Consider the following 20897-nt stretch of genomic DNA (forward strand, 5'->3'; position numbering starts at 1 on the left):
ATAAGCAGCTAGAGGGCTAAAAAGACCTATTTTTGCCTATCACACTCTGTTATCAATGGCAACGCTGAAAGTAAAAAACGTAGGCCCCATCCGGGATGCCGAACTGGACGTAAAGAAGCATACCATCTTCATCGGTCCGCAAGGCTCAGGCAAAAGCACGCTGGCAAAGTTGATTGCTATTGGAGCGGACGAGGAACTTACCTACGGGGCGGATATTAATCATAATATACTCAAAAAATATTTTATTCATGATTATGCGAATGATAGCTCATCATTTATTTTTAACACTGAAAATTATTCCATCAGACTAGAGTCGAAAAAAATAAACATTTCTTATACAGAAGAAAAAGACAAACCTATTCGTAGTAATGAAACTTTGGAAGAATTTCTTAATGAAACTATTACTTATAAAGGAATTGAATCTTTTCTTGATTTAGTTAGAGATAAAAAATATTTTGAAAATCTATTGTCCAATTTTGTATTAAAAAATAAAATATTACAAATCACGTCTACTTACGTACCATCGGAGAGAAATTTGTTGTCGTTGCTCAATGAATCTATATGGAGTCTAGTATCTGCAAATGTAGACTTTCCAAGATCTATAATTTCTTTTGCAAGATTGTATTCTCAATCAAGAACACAAATAAACAATCTATCTATAAATTTTTTGAATGTAAAATTTCAGTCTAGCGATTCAAATGATCATGTTTTCTTAAATGATGGTACGAAAGTAGAGTTATCGCAGAGCGCAAGTGGCTATCAAACGATTATTCCGCTGTTGGTCGTTATTGAACAGCAACGACGACTGACTTCGCATAGGTTTATTGTTGAAGAACCAGAATTGAATCTATACCCTATAGCTCAAAAAGACCTTATCTATGCACTGGTAAGTGGGTTAGACCAAAACATTCAATACCGCGAGGTTGAATGGGTTATCACTACACATAGTCCGTATGTACTCAGCTCCTACAACACGCTGATGCTCGCCTACAAAGTAGCTAGTAAGAGCCATGAGCTTCGGTCGGAAGTTGAGAAAATTATACCAGCACGGTGTTGGATTAACCCGGCTGATTTTGCGGCTTATTATGTCGATAATGGCACCGTTCGCAGTATTATTGATTCGAAAACGGGATTGATTATGGATAATGAATTAGACGATGTGTCTGAACAGTTTGCTGCTGAACAAGATCAATTACTGGAACTTAACCGTAGCGTGGCTCGTGGTTGATATGTTGAAAGCGGTTTTTCCGCAAATCGAAGCTAATACTTATTTACAGACATTAACTGATTTGGTATTTTGTATCTATGATCAGGATACAGAACCTAAGCGCTGTTTTATTCAACACGATCCAGAGGGCATAGTCCACTTCACAGTACATAATTCAACGGGTCGCGCTATCCATTTTCTTGCTATTGATAGAGGAGTTATTTCTGGTTCTGTCGATATGGAACGTTGTGACTGCGCGGTATTCGATCATAAAACATTTTGCTTTATTGAAATCAAAGTAGTTGCTGACACACAAGTTGGCGTTTCAAATCGTAAGGCCAAATCTCAACTCAGGACTACCATTCTTTATTTCAGAGAACAGCTTGATTTCACAACCAGACGCATAGAGGCCTATATATGCGTAGGGGCTACAACGCCGCGTCCTGCCCGGTTGGCTAAAGATTTGAATGAACGCTATCAGTTTGAAGAGGAAACTGGCGCTGCCCTTTATCACGGTAACGAAAAACGCTTCGCTTAACGGAGTTTTGTGGTAGCGGCAGAAGTAATATAGGTAAGATTCCAGTGCATTGTTCGGATTAGTAGAAACCTCTGAATCTACTCTTGTTTGACCGCCTAAACGCGCTTACAAACAATACGTTTACCCGTTCACCCAGACCAACGCATGAAACCCCTGACTTATGCCGCACTGACCGGCCTGCTCCTTAGCACTACCCAACTCCTGGCGCAAAAGTTGACTCTAAAACCCAGTTGGGAAACCGACACCACCCTGCGCACGCCTGAATGCGTTTTGTTCGACCCCGCCTCGAAGGTGTTGTTTGTCTCCTGCATCAACGGTAGCCCAAAACTGGAGAACAAAAGCAGCTACATTGCCAAAGTGGGCCTTGATGGCAAGGTGATGCAGATGAAATTCACCGACAACCTCAACTCCACCAAAGGAATGGGCATTCTGGGCGACAAGCTCTACGTAACGGAGATGAATCAGGTGGCGGAAATCGCGCTCACAACGGGCAAAATCGTTAACCGATACCCCATTGACGGGGCTAAATTCCTCAACGACATTGCCATCGATACTAAAAACGGCATCATCTACGTCACCGATTCGGGCGATAGCAAACTGTGGTCATTGACGCAGGGTAACGCCACGCTCGTTATGGCCAGCACACCCCTGAAAGGCCCAAACGGACTCCTGTTTGACGACGGGCAGCTGCTGATCGGCAACGGCGATGGCGCACTGCTGAGCATGAACCCGACCACCAAAAAAGTTGACATCCTGAGCAAGGTAACGGGCGGTATCGATGGCATTGTGAGCCTGGGCGGTAAGCAATACATGGTGACCGAGTGGGGCGGAAAGGTCTGGCACATCCGCGCTGATGGCACCAATGAACTGCTGTCGGATACCTCAGCCGGGAAGATTAACTCAGCCGACATTGGCTACAATCCGGCCACCCAGACGCTGTTTGTCCCCACGTTTTACCACAACACCGTCAAAGCCTTTTCGCTGAAGTAGCTGGCCGCTATGCTATTTCACCGCCTGCCAACCGGCACCGTAGGTGATGGCATCCTCGATCACGGCCAGCAGTGGGTCGGGGATGTCCTGCTCGTGATTCAGGTAGCGGCGAAGGTGAAAAAAAGTAAACGCACCAGCCAATGCCCCTGTAGCTCCCAGCAGTGCTCCTACCCGTACGGAGGCCCCCCGCGCTTCGCTCAGGGCCGCGCCGCAGGTGGCACCCGACGCCAGCCGGGCAATAAGCTGCGGTGGCGAAATGCGGTCGGGACCATGCGGTACCTTGTCGCCGATAAGTTCGCCACCCGCCAGCACTTTCAGCACATTAGCCGTTTTAGGCGACGCAATGAACGATAAACTGCTGTCGAACAGTGGGTTGGGAGTTTGTGTCGACAGTTTTTGACTAATCAATGCCGGTCCAGCCATGGCCCGCATGCCTGAGACCACCCCAATGAGAAAGGCGCTAAGTGGTGATGAATTCATATAATATTTATGCGTTGAGTTACCTGTTCAACAGCTACTCCGGGTTTTTGTTTTCCAGCGTAGGCAGCCAATGCTAGAGGCGCTAGTTTTTGGCGGTGTACCCGGCCATCATCATTTCTTTGCGACCTTTGCGCGTCATCCCGACGGCATACTAACAGGTCGCCGGGAGACCTTGCCAGAGACTCAGTAGATCATGATCCTTTTAGACGGAAAACTTCTTTCTGCCCAGATAAAGCAGGAAATCGCGGCCGATGTTGCCCAAATCAAGACCGAAGGTGGTAAGATTCCGCACCTCGTGGCTATCCTTGTCGGCACGGCGGGGCGGTCTGAGACGTACGTGGCCAGTAAGATGAAAAGCTGCGAAGAAGTGGGCATGCACTCTACCCTCATCCGCTTCGACGACGACGTGACCGAGGCTGATCTGCTGGCGGCCGTGGCCGAGGTGAATGCTAACCCCGATATGGACGGACTGATTGTGCAACTGCCGCTGCCCAAGCATATTAACCCCGACAAGGTGATGGAAACGATAGCGCCCGAAAAGGACGTTGACGGCTTTCACCCCGTCAACATTGGGCGCATGGCCAAGGGGTTGCCTGCCTACGTGTCGGCCACGCCGCAGGGGATTCTGGAGATGCTGAAACGGTACGATATACCCACCAGCGGCAAGCACTGCGTAGTGGTGGGCCGCAGCCAGATTGTGGGATTGCCCATGAGCATTCTGATGCAGCGAAATGACTACCCCGGCAACTGCACCGTTACGCTGACCCACTCGAAAACCACTAACCTCGCCGAGATCTGCCGCACTGCCGACATCCTCATTGCCGCGCTGGGTCGCCCCGAATTCATCACCGCCAATATGGTGAAAGATGGTGCCGTGGTGATCGACGTGGGGCTGGAGCGCGTGGAAGATGCCACCAAAAAAAGCGGCTTCTCCCTTAAAGGCGACGTGAAATTTGACGAGGTAGCGCCCAAAACAAACTACATCACGCCCGTACCCGGCGGCGTAGGCCTGATGACGATCTGCTCGCTCATGCAAAACACCGTCAAAGCCGCCCGGCGCGAGGTGTATAAGTAAGATGAGCCAGTTTGTTTCTTGCTGACAGTGAAGGAGTTTGTTATGGCTCCTACCCAAACCCCCGTAACCATGAACAAACGCACTTTCCTCAAACTATCGTCTACGGCATTGGCGACCCCTATGCTCTCACCCTCGTTCGACTGGCTGGCCCCCGCGCCGATGACCAACTGGGCGGGTAATTATCAATACAGCACCGCCCGCCTGGCGCAGGCCAAATCGGTAGAGCAGGTACAGGAACTGATCCGTAAGTACCCCAAAATGAAAGTGTTAGGTACGCGCCATTGCTTCAACGGCATTGCCGACAGCACCCAGCAGTTCATTCACCTGGGCAACATGAATCAGGTAATCTCGCTGGATGCCAACGCCCGCACCGTCACCGTAGATGCAACGATGAAATACGGCGACCTGGCTATCTGCCTGGATCAGCAGGGCTTCGCGCTGCATAATCTGGCCTCGCTGCCCCACATTTCGGTGGCGGGGGCCTGCGCCACGGCTACCCACGGGTCGGGGGTGGGCAACGGCAATCTGGCTACGGCGGTGGTAGGCATGGACTTCATCACGGCCGCGGGCGAAAAACGTACGCTGACCGAAGCCGCCGACGGCGACGCCTTCCGGGCGGCGGTGGTGCATCTGGGCGGACTGGGTGTGGTGACGCACGTGACGCTCAGAATCCAGCCTACGTTTCAGGTGCGGCAGCTCGTCTACGAAAACCTGCCCATGAGCCAGCTTAAAGATCATTTCGCCGCCATCATGTCGGCGGGGTATAGCGTGAGTTTGTTTACCGACTGGCAGAAAGGCACGGTGAGCGAGGTATGGGTGAAATCGCGGGTGGAGCCGGGTGAGCAAGCCGCGACACAGGATTTCTACGGGGCCAAACCCGCCACCCGCAACTTGCACCCCATTGCGGCACTCGACGCCGTGAACTGCACGGCGCAGATGGGTGTACCCGGACCCTGGTATGAGCGGCTGCCACACTTCCGAATGGGCTTTACGCCCAGCAGCGGCAAAGAATTGCAATCGGAGTATTTCGTGCCCGCCAGCAACGCCGTAGAGGCACTGTTGGCTGTTGAACGCCTCCGCGACCAGATTACGCCGCACCTGATGATCTCCGAAATTCGGACCATCGCCGCCGACAATCTGTGGATGAGTACGGCCTACAAACGGCCATCGGTGGCCATCCATTTCACCTGGAAACCCGACTGGACATCGGTGAAGAACGTGTTGCCGGTCATTGAGAAGGAACTGGCCCCGTTTAGTGCTCGGCCACACTGGGGTAAACTCTTTACCATTCCCCCCGCCCAGCTACAGGCCCGCTACGAAAAATACGCCGAGTTCAAACAGATGCTGGCCCAGAACGACCCCAAAGGCAAGTTCCGCAACGCCTTCCTGGATACGAACATCTTTTAAATAGTGGTGAGTGGTAAGTGATGAGTTTGCTGCCGCCCGTGTAACTGCTCTCGCGGCAGCAAACTCATCACTCACCGTTTAGCACTCATCACTATAAGCTCACCACTTGCGCCCCGCGCGCGCCTGGACGAAGGTGCCGTCGGCGGCGAAAGAGAGTTCAACCAGCTGACCAGTAGCTGTTTGAATAAATACTTTATACTGGCCGGTGGTGCTTTTGCCCACCAGTTTAATGCTCGACCCCGCGTAGTTGGTAGTGATGTAGGTCGTTACGTTGGCCGGTAAGGTACTGGCCGCTACCACGCTGTAGTTACCCTTCACACCCCGCACTACTTCCTGGCTGAACGTGCCGTCGAGGTTGAACAACAGCGCTTTGCGCTGACCGTTCTGCGTAATCATAACCACATACCCCCGGTTGGCATCCTTCGCCGCTACGTCGACGGTAGCTCCGGCGTAGTTGGCGGTGATGTAGGTGGTAATGGCCGCTGGAAGTGCACTTATAGCCACCACAGTCAGGCTATCACGCTTCTTGCCAAAGCCACCCGGACCGTGCCCGCCGGGACCACCCCGAAGCGTCAGTTCTTTGTTAAACGTACCGTCGGCGTTGAAAAGCAGCAGGTTCCGCGTCGTGGTGGTACTAATGGCTACCAGGAAATTCCCTTTGTCATCTTTGGCGGCATAATCAGCCGTCGATCCGGCGTACGTTTTGGCGATATAGGCCGTGATGGTGGCCGGGAGGGCCGTCACAGCCACTTTGGTCAGGCTGTCGCGACAGTGGAAACCGGTGGAGTCGCTGGTGAGGCGTGCGGTCGATAGTGTCGCGTCGGGCGCTACGTTTGATCCCTGATTACATCCCCAAAGCGCCATGCCAAACAAAGCTATGAAGCTTACTACCTGTAACTTTTTCATCGTTGTGATTCGTTGGTTTTGTACAGGATTACGGCCTATAGGCTAAGGCTGTTGCAGTGCGTTCGATTAATTTTCAATGAACTTTTTGTTCACTCATACCATACAATCACCTCCTCGGCGGGTTTGCGGTGGATGTTGGGGACGGTGGCGGTGGGGGCGGGGTAGCCAACGGGAATGAGTAGAAATGGCTTTTCGTTAGTGGGACGGTCAAGGAGTTTGGTCAGGAAATCCATGGGGCTGGGTGTATGCGTGAGGGCCACCAACCCCGCGTCGTGGATAGCGGTGAGCAAAAAACCACAGGCAATTCCCACCGACTCCATAACGTAGTAGTTGGGTCGTTTTGCCTCGGCCTGAAACTCGAAAATGCGCCGAAAAACGATGATCAGGTAAGGCGCGATTTCCAGAAATGGCTTCTGCCAGTCGGTACCCAGCGGAGCCAGATCGTCTAGCCATTCTGCCGACATCCGACTGGTATAGCTACGGTGCTCTTCGGCCTCAGCAGCAGCCCTGATCTGTGTTTTCAGCACCGGATCGCCTATAACGCAAAACGTCCAGGGCTGCTTGTGCGCTCCCGACGGTGCCGTAGAAGCGCTCATAATCAGCTGCTCGATCACGTCTCGTGGTACGGGTTTATCCGAAAAGTCACGCACCGTCCGGCGACTGTTCACCTGCTCGAAGAACGCTCGGCTCCGCGCCAGTAAATCGACCTCAGTCGGGGTGAAGGAAGGTTGAAAGGGGATCATGGCCGGGTGGGTTAAAAGCCAATATCGACGACCAGCGGTTGCACAAGCCATTGTTGGCGGCGGACGTCGTAGATGGTGCGGATGCCAACCTCCAGGGGTGAGCGGAGCCGGAGGGGGTTGAAGACGAAGGAGAGGTCGCCGCCGATGGTCCAGTCATAGCCGGTGACGGGCGCGATCTGGCGGGTCGATGCCAGGAGCACGTTGCTGCTGCCCTGGGCGTAGTCGGTGAAGAGGTTGGCTTTGATGCGCTGCACGTAGAGCAACCTCGTGAGCGACCAGTGTACGTCGGCGAGGGGGAGGCGGTAGTCGGCACCCGAAATGGTGAGGTTGTCGAAAGCCACGTAGGGCGCCCCGCGCGGGTAGAGGACGCCCGCCTGAAACCGGTAGGGCCTGCTTACGTTGGCCGTGCCCCGCTGGTATTGATAGGCCCCGCGTAGCCGCAGACTATGGTGCTTGCCCAGTCCCGGCACGTACACGCTCACCGACGTTCCCCATTGTAGCCCACTTAAATCGGCATCGGTGTTAGCCAGTGGGGTGTGGCGTAGCGACGTGCTGATGCCAAAGCCCAGCCGGGGACCTACGTCGCGGTAGCTCTGGCGCAGGGTGTAGCTGTAGGCGGCCCCGTAGGTTAGCGTGTGCAGGTTGCCGTTGCCGGTTTCGGTCAGCAGTCGGCCCGGCAGGTCGTAGTCCGTTACGTTCAGCAGGCCATAGTAGGCCGACAGGCTGGCGCTCTGGTTAAACCGCGATTGTGTCAGCACCAGCGGCAACCGCACCCCCGCCGTAAACTGGTTGTAGTGCCAGAGGTCGGAGCGCAGGCTGTCGAGTGGCAACGCACGATCCAGGTACACACTCGTGCGCCGATTGCCGGTCTGGAAGCCTACGTCGATGACCGGATATAGCCCCTGGTAGCTCACGTTGGCCGAAAATGCGCCGATTTGCTCGCTTTGGTTATAGACGTAGGCTGCCGAAACCTGGGTGGTGTTCAGCATATCCTGCGACTGGATACCCAGGGTCAGCCCCTGCCCGTCGGACGTAAAGGCCGGTCCCCAGCCATACACGTTCAGGGCGTGGGCCAGGCGGCTGTAGCGTTGCGGCGGGCTGGTAGGCAGGGTTGGTATCGAATCGGTCGCGATGGGGGCAAGTGTTTGACTGCCAGCGGTTAACAGTGGGCCAAAGTAGCGCGTGGCCTGGTCGGTTTGACCGAAATTGGCTACTGGTGTCCAGGTGGCGGGGTCGAGCGGCAGTTCGGCAATGCGGAAGCCGTGGGTGTCGTAATCCTGCACGGCCAGCGTCCGGATGGTGGGCGACACCGTGGCGTGGTAAGCCCCAAACGGCCGCGACGTTACTTGCGACACCTGCCCCGACGTCATCTCCACGGCGTAGATATTGTCGATACCCGACTGCGGCGAGTTGAACAGAATATGCGTATTGCCATACGATTGCGGATGGCTGATGTTGACGTTGGCAGGGGGTAGCAGGTCCCGCTTGTCGCCCGTTTGCGTGTCGATGTAGGCAATGGTTTTGCCTGATTTCGAGAGCGTTATGGTCACCACCTGCCGGTTGTTATGCCAACGGGGGTGCACATACAAATCGTTGGCGGGGTTGGGTAACACGCTGATTTCGAGGCCCGTTTGCGCGTCGAGCACCACCAGCCGGTTCTGGTTGTCGGTATCGTTGCGGAGGGCAATTAGCTGCTGGTTGTCGGGCGACAGGGCTACAGCGGTGTAGCGGGTTCGGGTGGTGAGGCGGCGGAGGGTACCGGTGGCCAGGTCGAGTACTTTTATTTCCCCATAAACCCGTGAGCGCCAGCGGGGATCAACGCGGTTTTCGATCCAGCAGGCCTGTTGCGGCGTGGCCGAAAAATAGGCTGGGTTATTGAGGATCAATCCCTGCTTGTACACCCGTTTTTCAACGCCATGCCGACTCAACAAAACCAACTGTGCGATGTCGCCAAGGCCGTTTTTGATGCACAGGATAGTGCTGTCGGTGAGGTACTGCGGAAAGCGGTAGTTGGTAAAAACGGGACGTGCTGATTGCGCTTTTTCGGCCAGAACGGGATAGAGCGTGGCGGGGGTGATGGTCAGGTTTTCGCGTTTCTTTTTCCAGGTCTCGCCTAAATCGGCCATCGACTCGCGGTAGAGGGCATCCACGCTGGTGCCGCCGGGGTTTTCGGCTGACTTTGTGCTCTGTTTCAGGCCATTGGAAAACGAAAAGGGGTAGAACGGAAACTGTGTGTAGATTTTGTTGAGCGCCTTGCTCCAGGCGTTGGGACCGTAGGTGCGTTTGAGTTTGGTGGTCAGAAAATAGCCCAGTTCGTAGTGGTTGGGCACATTATCGCGAAACGACCCGCCCGTGGCTTTGGCAAAACTAAACAGCGGCCGGGTGAGCAGGTTGGTGCGCATACCCAGTTCAAATTCAGGAATGCGCCCCCGGCCAGAGCGCGTCAGGATGGTTTCGGTACCCACGGCGTCGCCCTCCAGAAACCAGCCTGGCGTAACCAGCTGCGCCGCAAAACTCAGCCCCTGCGCTCCCAGCAGCGTGTAGAGCACCCGCCCGTAGCCCTGCAACGCTTTTTCATACTGCACAATATGCCGGTATTCATGCACGGCCAGCAGGTCGGTCCAGGTGTTGGTGCCCAGCAGGGCGGGGTCTTGCGGGGGCGTGGTAAAAAACTCAGCGTGGCGCGGATAGAGCGTGGCAAAACCGTTGCTCACCGTGGTCTGGTTTTGCAGCACTACCGATAGCGGCCGGGGGCGGCGTTCCAGCCCGGCGGCATCCGGCTCATAAACCTGCTCCAGCCGTTGCGCTGTGCGGCGGGCGGATTCATCAAAACCAGCGGGATAAATAACCCGAAAGTGGGGGGTGTTGATCCGGTACCAGCGTAGCGAGGCTGGGTTTTGGTCCAGAATAGGTAAGCCCTGACCTATGGCCGTGGCGGCGGTCAGCAGTAGCACAGAGAATAATAAAACGCGCATAACGAGGGGATTCGGGCAACGACGTACCAGCCCTGGGGTTGTTGCTAAGATACTATCGAAACTGGTTCTACCACGCGGAAGGGCACCAGGCAACGCCGCTGCTAATTGTAGCGCACCAGGCCCGAAATACGTCTTGGTCAGCCAATGCCGATTCCTGCCAGCAAAGCCCGATACCCTGCAATGCCCGCCTCGATCTCGCTCAGCAACACAAACTCGTCGGCGGTGTGCGACCGTTCTGAACGGCCGGGGCCGCACTTCAAGGATGGAATGACCCGCCCATTCTGCGTCAGCAACGCCTGATCCGACAGCGTTGGCGAGCCGTAAGTGGTGCGTCCCAGCGCCAGCCCCGCCTGCACCAGCGGGTGGCCTGGCGCAATACCCGACGGACGTAGCCGCACCGACCGGGGTGTCACCGTAGCCGACACATGGTCGCGCACAATGGCCAGAATTTCTTCCAGCGTGTACTGCTCCGTCACGCGTACGTCTACGGTAAACGTGCAGACGTCGGGCACCACGTTATGCTGCGTGCCTGCCTCTACCATCGTGACGGACTGTTTCACCGGTCCCAGCAGGGGCGACACTTTTGGGTAGGCATAGGTCTGAAACCACTGCATGTCGGGCAGGGCTTTATAAATGGCATTGTCACCTTCGTCGCGGGCGGCGTGACCGGCCCGGCCCGTGACGGTGCAATCGAGCACCAGCAAGCCCTTCTCGGCAATGGCAAGCTGCATTTGGGTGGGTTCGCCCACGATGGCTACGGCCAGCGGCGGCAGGTGGGGCAGGAGAGACTCTATGCCACCCCGCCCCGAAATTTCTTCTTCGGCGGTGGCGGCCATCACCAGGTTATGACTCAGATCGGTGCGGTCATAGAGCGCTACAAACGTAGCCAGCAGACTTACCAGACAGCCGCCCGCGTCGTTGCTGCCGAGACCATAGAGCACGTCGCCTTCGACCACCGGAGCAAATGGGTCACGCGTCCACGACGGGTTGGGCTTCACCGTGTCGTGGTGCGAATTGAGCAGCAGGGTGGGCTTGGTGGGGTCGAAATGACGGTTTTTGGCCCATACGTTATGCCCCAGCCGGTCATAGACGACGCCATTTTGATCCAAGTACGTTGCGATCAAATCCCCCGTCGCCCCCTCTTCCCGGCTCATCGACGGCGTAGCAATCAATTGTTTTAATAGGGCAATGGCGGGTGTAGCGATAGAGGTGTTCATGGGGCAAAAGTAGTGATGAGTGCTGAGTGGTAAGAAAAGTAGTGGTGAGTGCTGAGTGGTAAGCGGTGAGTTTGCTTCCGCGTAAGTAAATACGCTGGTGGCAGCAAACTCATCGCTTACCACTCAGCACTCATCACTACTTTTCTTGCCACTCAGCACTCATCACTGCTTTCGCCGTTACCAAACACTGTCCCACGTGGCGCATGGTGTGTTCGGCGGCGTGGAAGAGCAGGCCACCCACGGTAGAGGGTAGCGCCGCCCGCCCCACGGTGCGGAAGTCGGGGAGGTTGGCGGGGTCGGTTTGGGCTAGCTGGGCTACGGTGCGGTCGGTTTGGGTGCTCAGGCGGGTCATGAGTTCGGCTACGGTGGCCTGCCCGGTGGTAGGTTGGCCTTCCCCTTTCAGGTCGGCAAACTGGGCTTCCGACAGGCTTTCGCCGCGGGCGTAGGTCAGCATCCGGTCCTGTACACCCGCAATGTGCTGCAAATGGAACCCCACCGACGCTACTCCCGCTGGGCGGTCCCAGAGGTGTTCATCGGGGAACTGGGCGAGGGCTGTTTTCAGGTCTTCGCGGGCCTGCAAGAGGGCATGGGCGGCGGGTTGCAACAGGGCTGGAATACCCGGTAAAGGCCCCCGAAGCCAGATTTCAGGTTGTGTTGGCATTGGTTGTATATTCACAAAAACGTCCAGGATAATGACGCTGAATTTTGCCAATATATCTAGAGAGCAGCGGAACACGCCAATAAACTTTGGTCAGTTTCAGATGGACGATGATGCCTTCTATGAGTTTTGTCAAATCAATGAACACCTCAAATTCGAACGAAGGCCAGATGGAACAATTGTAGCCATGCCAAACTCAGGCGGAAGATCAGGCCATAGAACCGCATTGATCGCTGCAAAACTCTATTTGTGGACGGAAGAAAACGGCGGCTTCGGGTTCGACTCATCAACCGCCTTTAGATTCAAGAATGGTGCGACCCGCTCACCCGATGCTGCCTGGATTAGCGACCCACGCTGGAATACGCTAACCGAACAGCAGCAGGAAAAATTTCCACCCATCGCGCCTGACTTCGTTATTGAGCTGATGTCGCCGACTGATGCATTGACCTCGGCTAAAGACAAGATGCTGGAATATATCAATAATGGCGTTTCGCTGGGTTGGCTGATCAACACCAAAGAGCAGGCTGTTCTTATCTATCGTGCCGATGGCACCATCAGTAAACACGTCGATTTAACCCAACCACTGAACGGCGAAAACGTCCTGCCCGGCTTTTCGTTCGACCTGCGTTTATTATTCCAATAGGGCCAAATACTCAAACTTTTACCCCGTTCGGTCAGTTTCCTTAGTATATGGAAACGCTCGAAAAAATCCGTAAGGCGTACACTGAATACGTCCTTGAAAACGGCAAGCAGCCCACCTCCGTTTTCCAGTTTGCCAAAAAACTGAAACTCGCCGAAGCTGAGTTCTACAACTACTACGCCTCCTTCGATGCCATCGAAGCCGATGTTTGGCTTACCTTCTTTCTGGAGTCGAAACGGACTGTTGAGGCCGACGATACTTACCAGACTTACTCCGTTCGGGAGAAACTGCTGGCCTTCTACTACACCTGGATCGAACTGCTGAAAGCGCAGCGCAGCTTTGTGGTTTATAGCTATGGACGGTTGAGGGGAATGAATGCCGACGGTACCATGTCCGTGGCCTCGCCCATTGCCCGCGCTGGTGTACGTAGCCGCACCGTTAACTCGCAGGTGCTGATGCCGTTCAAAGATGCCTTCAACGACTTTGCCCGCGATTTACTGGCCGAAGGTCGCGAAAGCCGCGAAGTGGAACCCCGCCCGTTTCTCACCGACCGCTACCCCGCCGCCCTCTGGACACAGGCGCTTTTTGTGCTCGATTTCTGGGTGAAAGACGTGAGCAAAGGTTTCGAAAAAACCGACACCGCCATTGAAAAAGCGGTCAATACCACTTTCGACCTCATCGGCCGTTCCCCCCTGGACACCCTCTTCGACTTCGCCAAGTTTGCGTACCAAAATAGATAAAGAGTGAAAGCCTGAAAGAGCGAAAGAGTGGGCAGTAGCCCTACCTATTTCTGCATGAATAATCGCTCTTTCATTCTTTCGCCTTTTCACTCTTTCGCTTATGAAAACCCAAAGCTCTGTTCCAACTAGTAAGGTTGCCCGTGCCAGCCAGTTTGTGAAGGCCGGCGTGAAAGTAGGGGGCAACTATATCAAGCATTACAGCAAAAAACTCGTCGATCCGTCATTGACCAAAGAGGACTTGCATAACGATAATGCCGCCGATATCTACGATGCCCTCAGCGAGCTGAAAGGCTCGGCCTTGAAAATGGCGCAGATGCTGAGCATGGACCGGGGCCTGCTGCCTACGGCCTACAGCGACAAATTCGCCATGTCGCAATACTCCGCGCCGCCGTTGTCGGGGCCGCTGGTGGTGAAAACATTTCGTACGCTGTTTGGTAAATCGCCGGGCGACATGTACGATTCGTTCGATATCAACTCGGTCAACGCCGCTAGTATCGGGCAGGTACACGTGGCTTACAAGTACGGCAAAAAGCTGGCTGTAAAGGTGCAATACCCCGGCGTGGCCGACTCCGTTACGTCTGATCTACGCATTGCCAAACCATTGGCTGTGAGGCTGTTGAACCTGGACGAGCGCCAGATTGATCGCTACATGGGCGAGGTAGAAAGCAAGCTGCTGGAAGAGACCGACTATGACCTGGAACTGAAACGGTCGGTCGAGATTTCGGAAGCCTGTGCCCACATTCCGGGCCTGGTGTTCCCCAAATATTACCCAGAACTGTCGAGCAAGCGTGTGCTGACGATGGATTGGCTGGAAGGGCAACACCTGAAAGAATTCCTGGCCACGAACCCCTCGCAGGACGTGCGCAACAAGATCGGGCAGGCGCTGTGGGACTTCTACGATTTCCAGATCCACACCCTCCGGCAGGTCCACGCCGACCCGCACCCCGGCAATTTTCTGATGCGGCCCGACGGTACGATGGGCGTCATCGACTTCGGCTGCGTGAAGGTTATTCCTGATTTTTACTACGACAATTACTTCCAGCTTATCAACCCCGACACGGTTAAAGACGAAGCCCTGACGCAGCAGATTTTCACGAACCTGGAGTTTTTGGTGCCGCAGGATTCAGCCAAAGACCGCAAGTTTTTCTCCGGCCTGTTCATGCAAATGATCGACCTGCTAGGCGCTCCGTTTGCCGTTGATGAGTTCGATTTCGGCGACGACGAGTACTTCAACAACGTCTACGCTTTTGCCGATCAGCTCTCGAAACTGGATGAGCTTCGTTCATCGAAAGTGGTGCGCGGTTCGCAGGATGGCCTGTACGTAAACCGAACCTACTACGGCCTGTACGCCCTGCTCAACGAATTGAAAGCCAAAGTGATAACGCACAAGCCCGAATGGCTAAAGCCAAAACTGGCAGCGGTGGCCTAACGCAACCCGGAGTTGGATCCGGCTCAGTAGCTGCATAGAATGACGCCCCCCAGAACTTATTCTGGGGGGCGTTTTTGTGTAACGAGAATGGCTTGGCAGCTAGGGTAGGTGGTTATTCATTTGTCTTTATGTACGTAAATGGCACAACGCCCAAACCAAACTTTATGAAAACGATAATAATCTTCACGATGGGCTGCTTACTGACTGCTTCGGGCATTCTCTACAGTCAGGCTCCCGGCGGCTGGGTTAGCCTGTTTGACGGAAAGACGTTAACCGGCTGGAAAGCCGCCGAAAACCCCGCTACGTTCAGCGTAGAGGACGGGGCCATTATGGTGGCTGGTCCCAGGGCGCACCTGTTCTACGAAGGACCGGTGGGCAACCATTCGTTCAAGAATTTCGAGTGGAAAGCGCAGGTGAAAACAATGCCAGGGTCCAATTCGGGCATGTTTATTCATACCGCTTACCAGGAAACCGGCTGGCCCGCGCAGGGTTACGAGATTCAGGTAAACCAAACCCACACCGACTGGCGTAAAACGGGCAGTGTATACAGTATGCAGGACGTAAAAGAGACGTTCGTAAAAGACGACGAATGGTATACCGAAGCCATCACGGTGCAGGGCAAACAGGTGACGGTGAAGATCAACGACAAGGTCATCAACACCTATACCGAACCCGATAGCCTCGCTAACAGTACTATCAAACGCCGCCTGAGCCGGGGCACGGTAGCCCTGCAAGGCCACGACCCCAAAAGCAAAGTCCTCTACAAAGACATCATGATCCGCATCCTGCCCGATTGAGGCTACCTGTTTGGCGGAGTGGCACTCCGCCGTAATTAATTGGCACCAAAAAGCCCACCGAATCGACGTTCGGTGGGCTTTTTGGCGTTGGTTCAGGACACTCACAACCCCATTGGGGTTCTACAGCGCAGCGTCGGTAGCATATGTATTTGCATCGGTCTTCGCCTGCTTGCGTGCCGTAGGTACGCTACCACCCATCTGTGTTGTGGCGTACCTACGGCACGCAAGCAGGCGAAGACCGATGCAAATACATATGCTACCGACGCTGCGCTGTAGAACCCCGATGGGGTTATTTCCGCACCGCCGTAATCGGGATACAAGGCGCAGGCAAACAAGCCGACTCATAGGCCCCCATATCCACCCGCCCATTCTGAACCCGCGGTTGACCTGCATAATCGGATGTTGGTAAGGCAGTTATAATTGGATCGCCTGTATTGATGGCGGGGCTATTGGCGAGAAGTCGATAATTATTACTGTAAGGGTCGATAAAAGCTGGTTCAACACTTATGTTGCCAATACCCGGATAACTCTCTTGCAAATCAGAGTAGGTTGGCAAAAAACTGTTTTTGATTCTATCACTTTCAAAGCTTATCCAATACTGATCTTTATAAACTGGTGAATCTGGTGCCGTATTTTGCCAGACTATACAATTCTCTAAAATTGTGTCATTACGGTTGAATAGGAAAGGCGAAGGCTGAGTACCGGTGAAAAATATAGCATAAAATGCACCACCAGCTATATAAGCTTGATTGTTGAAAAATGTACAATTTCGAAAAATGAGCTTTGTCACGCTGTTATCAGATGTACTATATAGTGCCCCACCATAGTTAGCAATATTTTTAGAGAAGATGCAATTGGTGAATATAGAATTTGCTGCGCCAGAGCCGCTTATAGCACCGCCACCATAACCATAATTAGAAACCCCATTAGAAGAAAATATGCATTCGCTAACTCTAGTTTGATTATATCCAAGCGAAATCGCGCCTCCTTTATATGTTCCATTGTTACTAATAAACTTACATCGTTTGATCGTCAATGTGTTGAGGGGATCGGCTGACGAGTAACTTTGATCGATTGCTCCGCCAGCATATAAACCCTCGTTGTTGATAAACAGACAATTATCAATGAGTGTGCTAACAGATCCACCGTTGTCTTGATATGGAGCGTATGCACCGCCAAAGCCAGCCTTATTGCCTGAAAAATAACTACCTGTTATTGATAAATTGACGCTTGCATAATTGTCAACTTTCGCAATAATTGCTCCTCCACCAGACATCCAATTCTCTATTTGATTGCCGATGAAATTACAATTTATTACGGATAAACTTAACGAAAGAGGTGCTGATTGATTTATATAAAGGCCTGCACCAGAACTGCCATAATCAAATCCGCTGATGTGACCGCCAAATACAGTTATACTATTGAGAATGATCAACTGACTAGCGTTTTGTACCGACATCACATGAACACTGTTGTCCGTACTTGTATAGGGTGTATTGTATATATCACCCGAAAATGTCGTTTCATTTGTGCCAGCTATCCGCTCATTTAATGCTGATTCACTCCCGACAAAACCCCCATATACCTGTACACCTGATGCAATGCTGAACGAGGCCATCCGGTCGCCGGTTGTCGTGGGTTTATACGTGCCTGCTGCTACCCAGAATTGGGTGCCGGGGGTGGCGGAGGCCACACTGCCGGCCAGGGCGGTGCCAGATAAAGCGTTGGCCCACGAACTGCCCGTGCGATCTCCCGCGCCAGATGTGGTGACGCGGATGATAGGTTGCGACAGGGCAGACAACGACAGAAACAGGCAAAAAAGCAGTTGTGGAAAAGTTGGCATGGAAGCCCTGGGTTGGCAGTGTGAATAGCTAAATATGTAGCAAAAATTATGCCCATCGTTGCATTAATAGTCATCAAAATGATGGATAACGAAAATAATTTTTTTATCTAAACAGTTGACAATCAATGTATTGAACAGATTTTGGTAGGGTATAATGGGTGCAATGGATGCCCCATAGGTCTGCTTTTTTGCCAAACCGCCCCGGCCGAAGTGTTTGTTTTTCTTATTTCCGAATTGGCCTGAGACCGTATCTTTACGCATGTCCCCAACCACCGTAGCACCCAAACCCGTGAAGCCCCGTTTCGACGATATTTTTATGGAATTGGCCGTGAACCTGGCCAAACGGTCGCACTGTATTAAGGCGCAGGTGGGGGCGGTGCTTACCAAAGACACCCGGATTATTTCTATCGGCTACAACGGCCCCCCCGCCGAGACCCACAACTGCGACGAGGAATTTCCCAACGTGGGCTGCCCCCGCGACTCGAAGGGGTCGTGTTCACTAGCCCTCCACGCCGAGCAGAACGCGATTTTGTACGCCGCCAAAAACGGTTCGGCTATCGACGGGGCCACTATTTACGTCACGCTGTCGCCCTGCATTGCCTGCGCCCGGATCATCTACAGCATGAAAATTCAGCGGGTGGTGTACCTGCATTCCTACGCCCAATACAAGGGCATTGGCTCTGATGAAGGCGTCGATTTTCTCCAGAAATTTGGCGTCAACGTGGAGCGCTACGTGCCCACGGCGGGCTTTACGCTGGCATCTGAAGCGCCCCTTACGTCTGCGCGGCCAGTATGAATTTGCTGGCACACGCGTGGCTGTCTGATCGCAACGAGGGGTATCTTATCGGCAACTTCATCGGTGATTTTATTAAGGGCGACCCGGCCAATCCGCGCCATAATCTGCTCCCCGACGAGCTAACCGGCGTACGGATTCACCGCACCATCGACGCCTTTACGGATGCCCACGCAGAAGTGCAGGCCGTGCGTACGCTCTTGCACCCGCGCTGCCATAAGTACGCTGGCGTGGCCGTAGACGTGTTTTTCGACCATTTTCTGGCTACCCAGTTCCGCGAAGTGACGGGCGATGAACTGGACGAGTTTGTCCGTTTTGCCTACCACACCCTGCAAACCCGCGCCGACCGATTGCCCCCCCGCGCGGCCCGTATGGCCCACTACATGATGGAGCAGGACTGGCTGCGGCATTACCAGACCACCGGCGGCATCGACCGCGCCCTCAAAGGCCTTGCCCGACGGACGCAGTTCGCCTCTGGCCTCGACACCGCCGTTGATGATCTGGTGCGCTATTACGACGACATCAACCTGCATTTCCTCCGCTTCTGGCCGCAACTGACCGCCCATATTCAGGAGGTAACGGCAGGCCTGGAATGACCCTCACCGGAGCGGTACTACCCGAATATTTTTGTTCTCAATACGCGACAGTTCCGTGAATTGCCCGGCCATATATTGCTGGTCATACCGAATGGAGGCGGTGGTGTCGGTGTCGTTGCTTTTGTAGTTGATGTAGTCCTGGAAACGGATGCCGCCCACCACCTGCGGGTGTATGGCCTTGCGAAAGCGCGGGCCTTCGTCGCTATACGAGAGGTAATCCATGGTGTGGGTCTGCTGGTTGAACCAGTAGCAAAACGTGTCGCCGTGGTCTTTGCCGCCGCCGTCGGCTCTGAAACGCACCCGGACTTTGTCGTATCGCTGCCCGTCTACGGTGCCTTCGCCCACGTAATCGGCCAGCACGGCGGGGTCGCGGAGCTTAAACGGGAGCAGCACAAAATAGGCCACCGAGTTTACCGCCCGACTGTATTTGCCCACCTGAACAGAGTCCAACACCTGCTTTTGCCCGTTGATCGTCCGCACAAACGATTCGTTGGTCAGGATGTCGCGAATCTCGGCTCCCAGCGAGTCGCGCTGCGCCCGTTCGTAGCGGAATTTACCTCCCTGATGTTCCAGTGTCAGGTGAAATTTCCGGAAGTCGAACTCAATGCGTTTGTCCTGCCAGGCCTCACCGCCATGAGCCGTAATGGCCTGATCGATAAGCGTTTGTGCCTTGTTACTAGATTGACAGGCTGCCGCCATAAACACGCAATAAAGCGCACCAAAAAGCAAACGAAATACGCCAGCGACTGGATTGATGAGCGTTTTTTTCACGGAAACGTTTAGGATAAAACTAGTGTGAACAGACCATTAGGAAGCCCTTATTTAATCCGGCTGTCGAATACGAACGGCTCTACCTGACTAATCTGAATATACGCAAAATCGGGGTGTTGGGGGTTCAGCAGGAAGTTGTGTTCAGCAGGGACAATGGCTGAGGGCACCTGCAAAATAGCCGTTTTGCGACCCACTAGCCAGGCATCGCCCAGGCGTTGGCAGTAGGCATATTGCTCGAACTCGCTCCAGTCGGGGGGAAGGGTCTTCAAGGCAATGGTCTCGATGGGCAGCATCTCGGGAATGTCGATGCAAATGGTTCTAAAATCAGCTTGCAGACCGCGCCCGGTGCGGTGAACCACGTTTTCGAGGCAGGCCAGCGCCCGCGAAGCCGCCGTGTAGATCACAAACCGGTCGGCCGAATTCCAGCGTGCCGCCCGCCCCGATGCCACCAGGCTATCGGCCCATTTAGCCAGCGTAATGCGATATACCTCCAAAACGGTAAACTGAAAACTGTTTTACGCCAGTGCCCCAAATTCAATGCGGGTAAGTTCGTCGTCGATCAGGTCAATGCCGCCGGATGTTTGCATGAGGTCGAACGGGCGCTGATTACCAAGACCATAGGCGGGGGCGTCGAGCCAGCTTCTGAATTCGGCGATGCTGCCGAAAATGGCTTCGCCATGCTGAAAAAGGGCCAGCATCTTCAGGGCCAGTTCGCCCGTGGTGGGGCTGAGTTTGCGTTTGGTCTCTTTGTAGCGCAGCAACGTCTTCAGCGACGTGTCGAACAGTGGCGCTATTTCTTCCCGCTTGTAGCCAGATAGTTCGGCTAGGTCGAAAAACAGCACGGCATCAACTCCCCGACGAGATGATAGAACGATGGATATTTTATCGCGGATGAGCGGTTCGTACCGCCCGAAAACTGAGTTACGCATCGTGCTGATTGACTGAGTGTTGCCCTGACAACATGAAACTACGGAAGTTTGTCCCAAAAAAAAGGACAAATGATTTAGGAGATAAGATTTACGATTTACGAGGTACGAATTACGATTTTTGCTGACGCACGAACTTTCGCGTCAGCAAAAATCGTAATTCGTA

General features: G+C 53.8%; 21 protein-coding genes. 11 read left to right on the forward strand and 10 right to left on the reverse strand.

Annotation, left to right across the window (positions count from 1 at the left end; genetic code table 11):
• Nucleotides 1-55: 55 nt before the first annotated feature.
• From J2I48_RS05955 to J2I48_RS05965, 3 genes are all read left to right on the forward strand, one after another.
• Nucleotides 56-1228 (forward strand): AAA family ATPase, encoded by a 1173-nt coding sequence (locus J2I48_RS05955; protein WP_207334485.1) that lies wholly within the window; start codon nucleotides 56-58, stop codon nucleotides 1226-1228.
• On the forward strand, nucleotides 1221-1745 hold the full coding sequence (locus tag J2I48_RS05960) for a hypothetical protein (protein ID WP_207334486.1): 525 nt from the start codon (nucleotides 1221-1223) through the stop codon (nucleotides 1743-1745). Before J2I48_RS05955 ends, J2I48_RS05960 begins: the two co-directional genes overlap by 8 nt.
• Nucleotides 1746-1889: 144 nt before the next feature.
• Entirely contained in the window at nucleotides 1890-2735 is an 846-nt protein-coding gene (locus J2I48_RS05965) for an SMP-30/gluconolactonase/LRE family protein (protein ID WP_207334487.1), read from the forward strand.
• A 12-nt stretch (nucleotides 2736-2747) separates the two neighbouring features.
• On the opposite strand, the gene J2I48_RS05970 is transcribed toward J2I48_RS05965, so the two are convergent.
• Entirely contained in the window at nucleotides 2748-3215 is a 468-nt protein-coding gene (locus tag J2I48_RS05970) for a DUF4126 family protein (protein WP_207334488.1), read from the reverse strand.
• 193 nt (nucleotides 3216-3408) lie between these two features.
• Between J2I48_RS05970 and J2I48_RS05975 the strand changes: the two genes are divergently transcribed.
• Both J2I48_RS05975 and J2I48_RS05980 read left to right on the forward strand, forming a co-directional pair.
• Nucleotides 3409-4290 (forward strand): bifunctional 5,10-methylenetetrahydrofolate dehydrogenase/5,10-methenyltetrahydrofolate cyclohydrolase, encoded by an 882-nt coding sequence (locus J2I48_RS05975; RefSeq protein WP_207334489.1) that lies wholly within the window; start codon nucleotides 3409-3411, stop codon nucleotides 4288-4290.
• 69 nt (nucleotides 4291-4359) lie between these two features.
• Entirely contained in the window at nucleotides 4360-5697 is a 1338-nt protein-coding gene (locus J2I48_RS05980; protein WP_207334490.1) for a D-arabinono-1,4-lactone oxidase, read from the forward strand.
• A gap of 99 nt (nucleotides 5698-5796) precedes the next feature.
• Here the strand turns inward: J2I48_RS05980 and J2I48_RS05985 are convergent, their stop codons facing one another.
• The 5 genes from J2I48_RS05985 to J2I48_RS06005 form a co-directional block, all read right to left on the reverse strand.
• Nucleotides 5797-6603: a PepSY-like domain-containing protein gene (locus J2I48_RS05985; protein WP_207334491.1), complete on the reverse strand. Its 807-nt coding sequence runs from the start codon at nucleotides 6601-6603 to the stop codon at nucleotides 5797-5799.
• A gap of 89 nt (nucleotides 6604-6692) precedes the next feature.
• The gene (locus tag J2I48_RS05990; RefSeq protein WP_207334492.1) at nucleotides 6693-7346 is read right to left on the reverse strand and encodes a nitroreductase family protein; all 654 of its coding nucleotides are present in this window, start codon (nucleotides 7344-7346) and stop codon (nucleotides 6693-6695) included.
• Nucleotides 7347-7357: 11 nt separating this feature from the next.
• Complete coding sequence (locus J2I48_RS05995) at nucleotides 7358-10321, reverse strand: hypothetical protein (RefSeq protein ID WP_207334493.1); 2964 nt, start codon at nucleotides 10319-10321, stop codon at nucleotides 7358-7360.
• A gap of 137 nt (nucleotides 10322-10458) precedes the next feature.
• Nucleotides 10459-11538: a M20 family metallo-hydrolase gene (locus tag J2I48_RS06000; protein WP_207334494.1), complete on the reverse strand. Its 1080-nt coding sequence runs from the start codon at nucleotides 11536-11538 to the stop codon at nucleotides 10459-10461.
• Between the two features lie 136 nt (nucleotides 11539-11674).
• Nucleotides 11675-12199: a DinB family protein gene (locus J2I48_RS06005; protein ID WP_207334495.1), complete on the reverse strand. Its 525-nt coding sequence runs from the start codon at nucleotides 12197-12199 to the stop codon at nucleotides 11675-11677.
• Between the two features lie 31 nt (nucleotides 12200-12230).
• Here J2I48_RS06005 and J2I48_RS06010 point away from each other — a divergent pair, with 31 nt between their 5' ends.
• The 4 genes from J2I48_RS06010 (at nucleotide 12231) to J2I48_RS06025 (ending at nucleotide 15802) form a co-directional block, all read left to right on the forward strand.
• Nucleotides 12231-12839 (forward strand): Uma2 family endonuclease, encoded by a 609-nt coding sequence (locus J2I48_RS06010; RefSeq protein WP_207334496.1) that lies wholly within the window; start codon nucleotides 12231-12233, stop codon nucleotides 12837-12839.
• A 47-nt stretch (nucleotides 12840-12886) separates the two neighbouring features.
• Nucleotides 12887-13576, forward strand: a complete 690-nt coding sequence (locus J2I48_RS06015) for a TetR/AcrR family transcriptional regulator (RefSeq protein ID WP_207334497.1) — start codon at nucleotides 12887-12889, stop codon at nucleotides 13574-13576.
• Between the two features lie 100 nt (nucleotides 13577-13676).
• Nucleotides 13677-15005 (forward strand): ABC1 kinase family protein, encoded by a 1329-nt coding sequence (locus J2I48_RS06020; protein WP_207334498.1) that lies wholly within the window; start codon nucleotides 13677-13679, stop codon nucleotides 15003-15005.
• A 188-nt stretch (nucleotides 15006-15193) separates the two neighbouring features.
• Nucleotides 15194-15802, forward strand: coding sequence for a 3-keto-disaccharide hydrolase (locus tag J2I48_RS06025; protein WP_229375848.1), 609 nt, complete (start codon nucleotides 15194-15196; stop codon nucleotides 15800-15802).
• A gap of 289 nt (nucleotides 15803-16091) precedes the next feature.
• On the opposite strand, the gene J2I48_RS06030 is transcribed toward J2I48_RS06025, so the two are convergent.
• Nucleotides 16092-17645, reverse strand: coding sequence for a choice-of-anchor Q domain-containing protein (locus tag J2I48_RS06030; protein WP_207334500.1), 1554 nt, complete (start codon nucleotides 17643-17645; stop codon nucleotides 16092-16094).
• Between the two features lie 259 nt (nucleotides 17646-17904).
• Between J2I48_RS06030 and J2I48_RS06035 the strand changes: the two genes are divergently transcribed.
• Both J2I48_RS06035 and J2I48_RS06040 read left to right on the forward strand, forming a co-directional pair.
• On the forward strand, nucleotides 17905-18441 hold the full coding sequence (locus J2I48_RS06035; RefSeq protein WP_229375834.1) for a deoxycytidylate deaminase: 537 nt from the start codon (nucleotides 17905-17907) through the stop codon (nucleotides 18439-18441).
• Complete coding sequence (locus J2I48_RS06040) at nucleotides 18438-19034, forward strand: acyl carrier protein phosphodiesterase (RefSeq protein WP_207334501.1); 597 nt, start codon at nucleotides 18438-18440, stop codon at nucleotides 19032-19034. Before J2I48_RS06035 ends, J2I48_RS06040 begins: the two co-directional genes overlap by 4 nt.
• 3 nt (nucleotides 19035-19037) lie before the next feature.
• Here the strand turns inward: J2I48_RS06040 and J2I48_RS06045 are convergent, their stop codons facing one another.
• From J2I48_RS06045 to J2I48_RS06055, 3 genes are read right to left on the reverse strand one after another with little or no spacing between them, the layout of a single operon-like run.
• The gene (locus tag J2I48_RS06045) at nucleotides 19038-19805 is read right to left on the reverse strand and encodes a DUF6503 family protein (protein ID WP_310587253.1); all 768 of its coding nucleotides are present in this window, start codon (nucleotides 19803-19805) and stop codon (nucleotides 19038-19040) included.
• 47 nt (nucleotides 19806-19852) lie between these two features.
• Entirely contained in the window at nucleotides 19853-20299 is a 447-nt protein-coding gene (locus tag J2I48_RS06050; protein WP_207334502.1) for an RES family NAD+ phosphorylase, read from the reverse strand.
• 21 nt (nucleotides 20300-20320) lie between these two features.
• Nucleotides 20321-20734 carry an Xre family toxin-antitoxin system antitoxin gene (locus J2I48_RS06055; protein WP_207334503.1) on the reverse strand — a complete coding sequence of 138 codons (414 nt, stop codon included), beginning with the start codon at nucleotides 20732-20734 and terminating at the stop codon, nucleotides 20321-20323.
• Nucleotides 20735-20897 lie beyond the last annotated feature (163 nt).

Origin of the sequence: Fibrella aquatilis (assembly GCF_017353255.1) — a bacterium.
Lineage (GTDB): Bacteria > Bacteroidota > Bacteroidia > Cytophagales > Spirosomataceae > Fibrella > Fibrella aquatilis.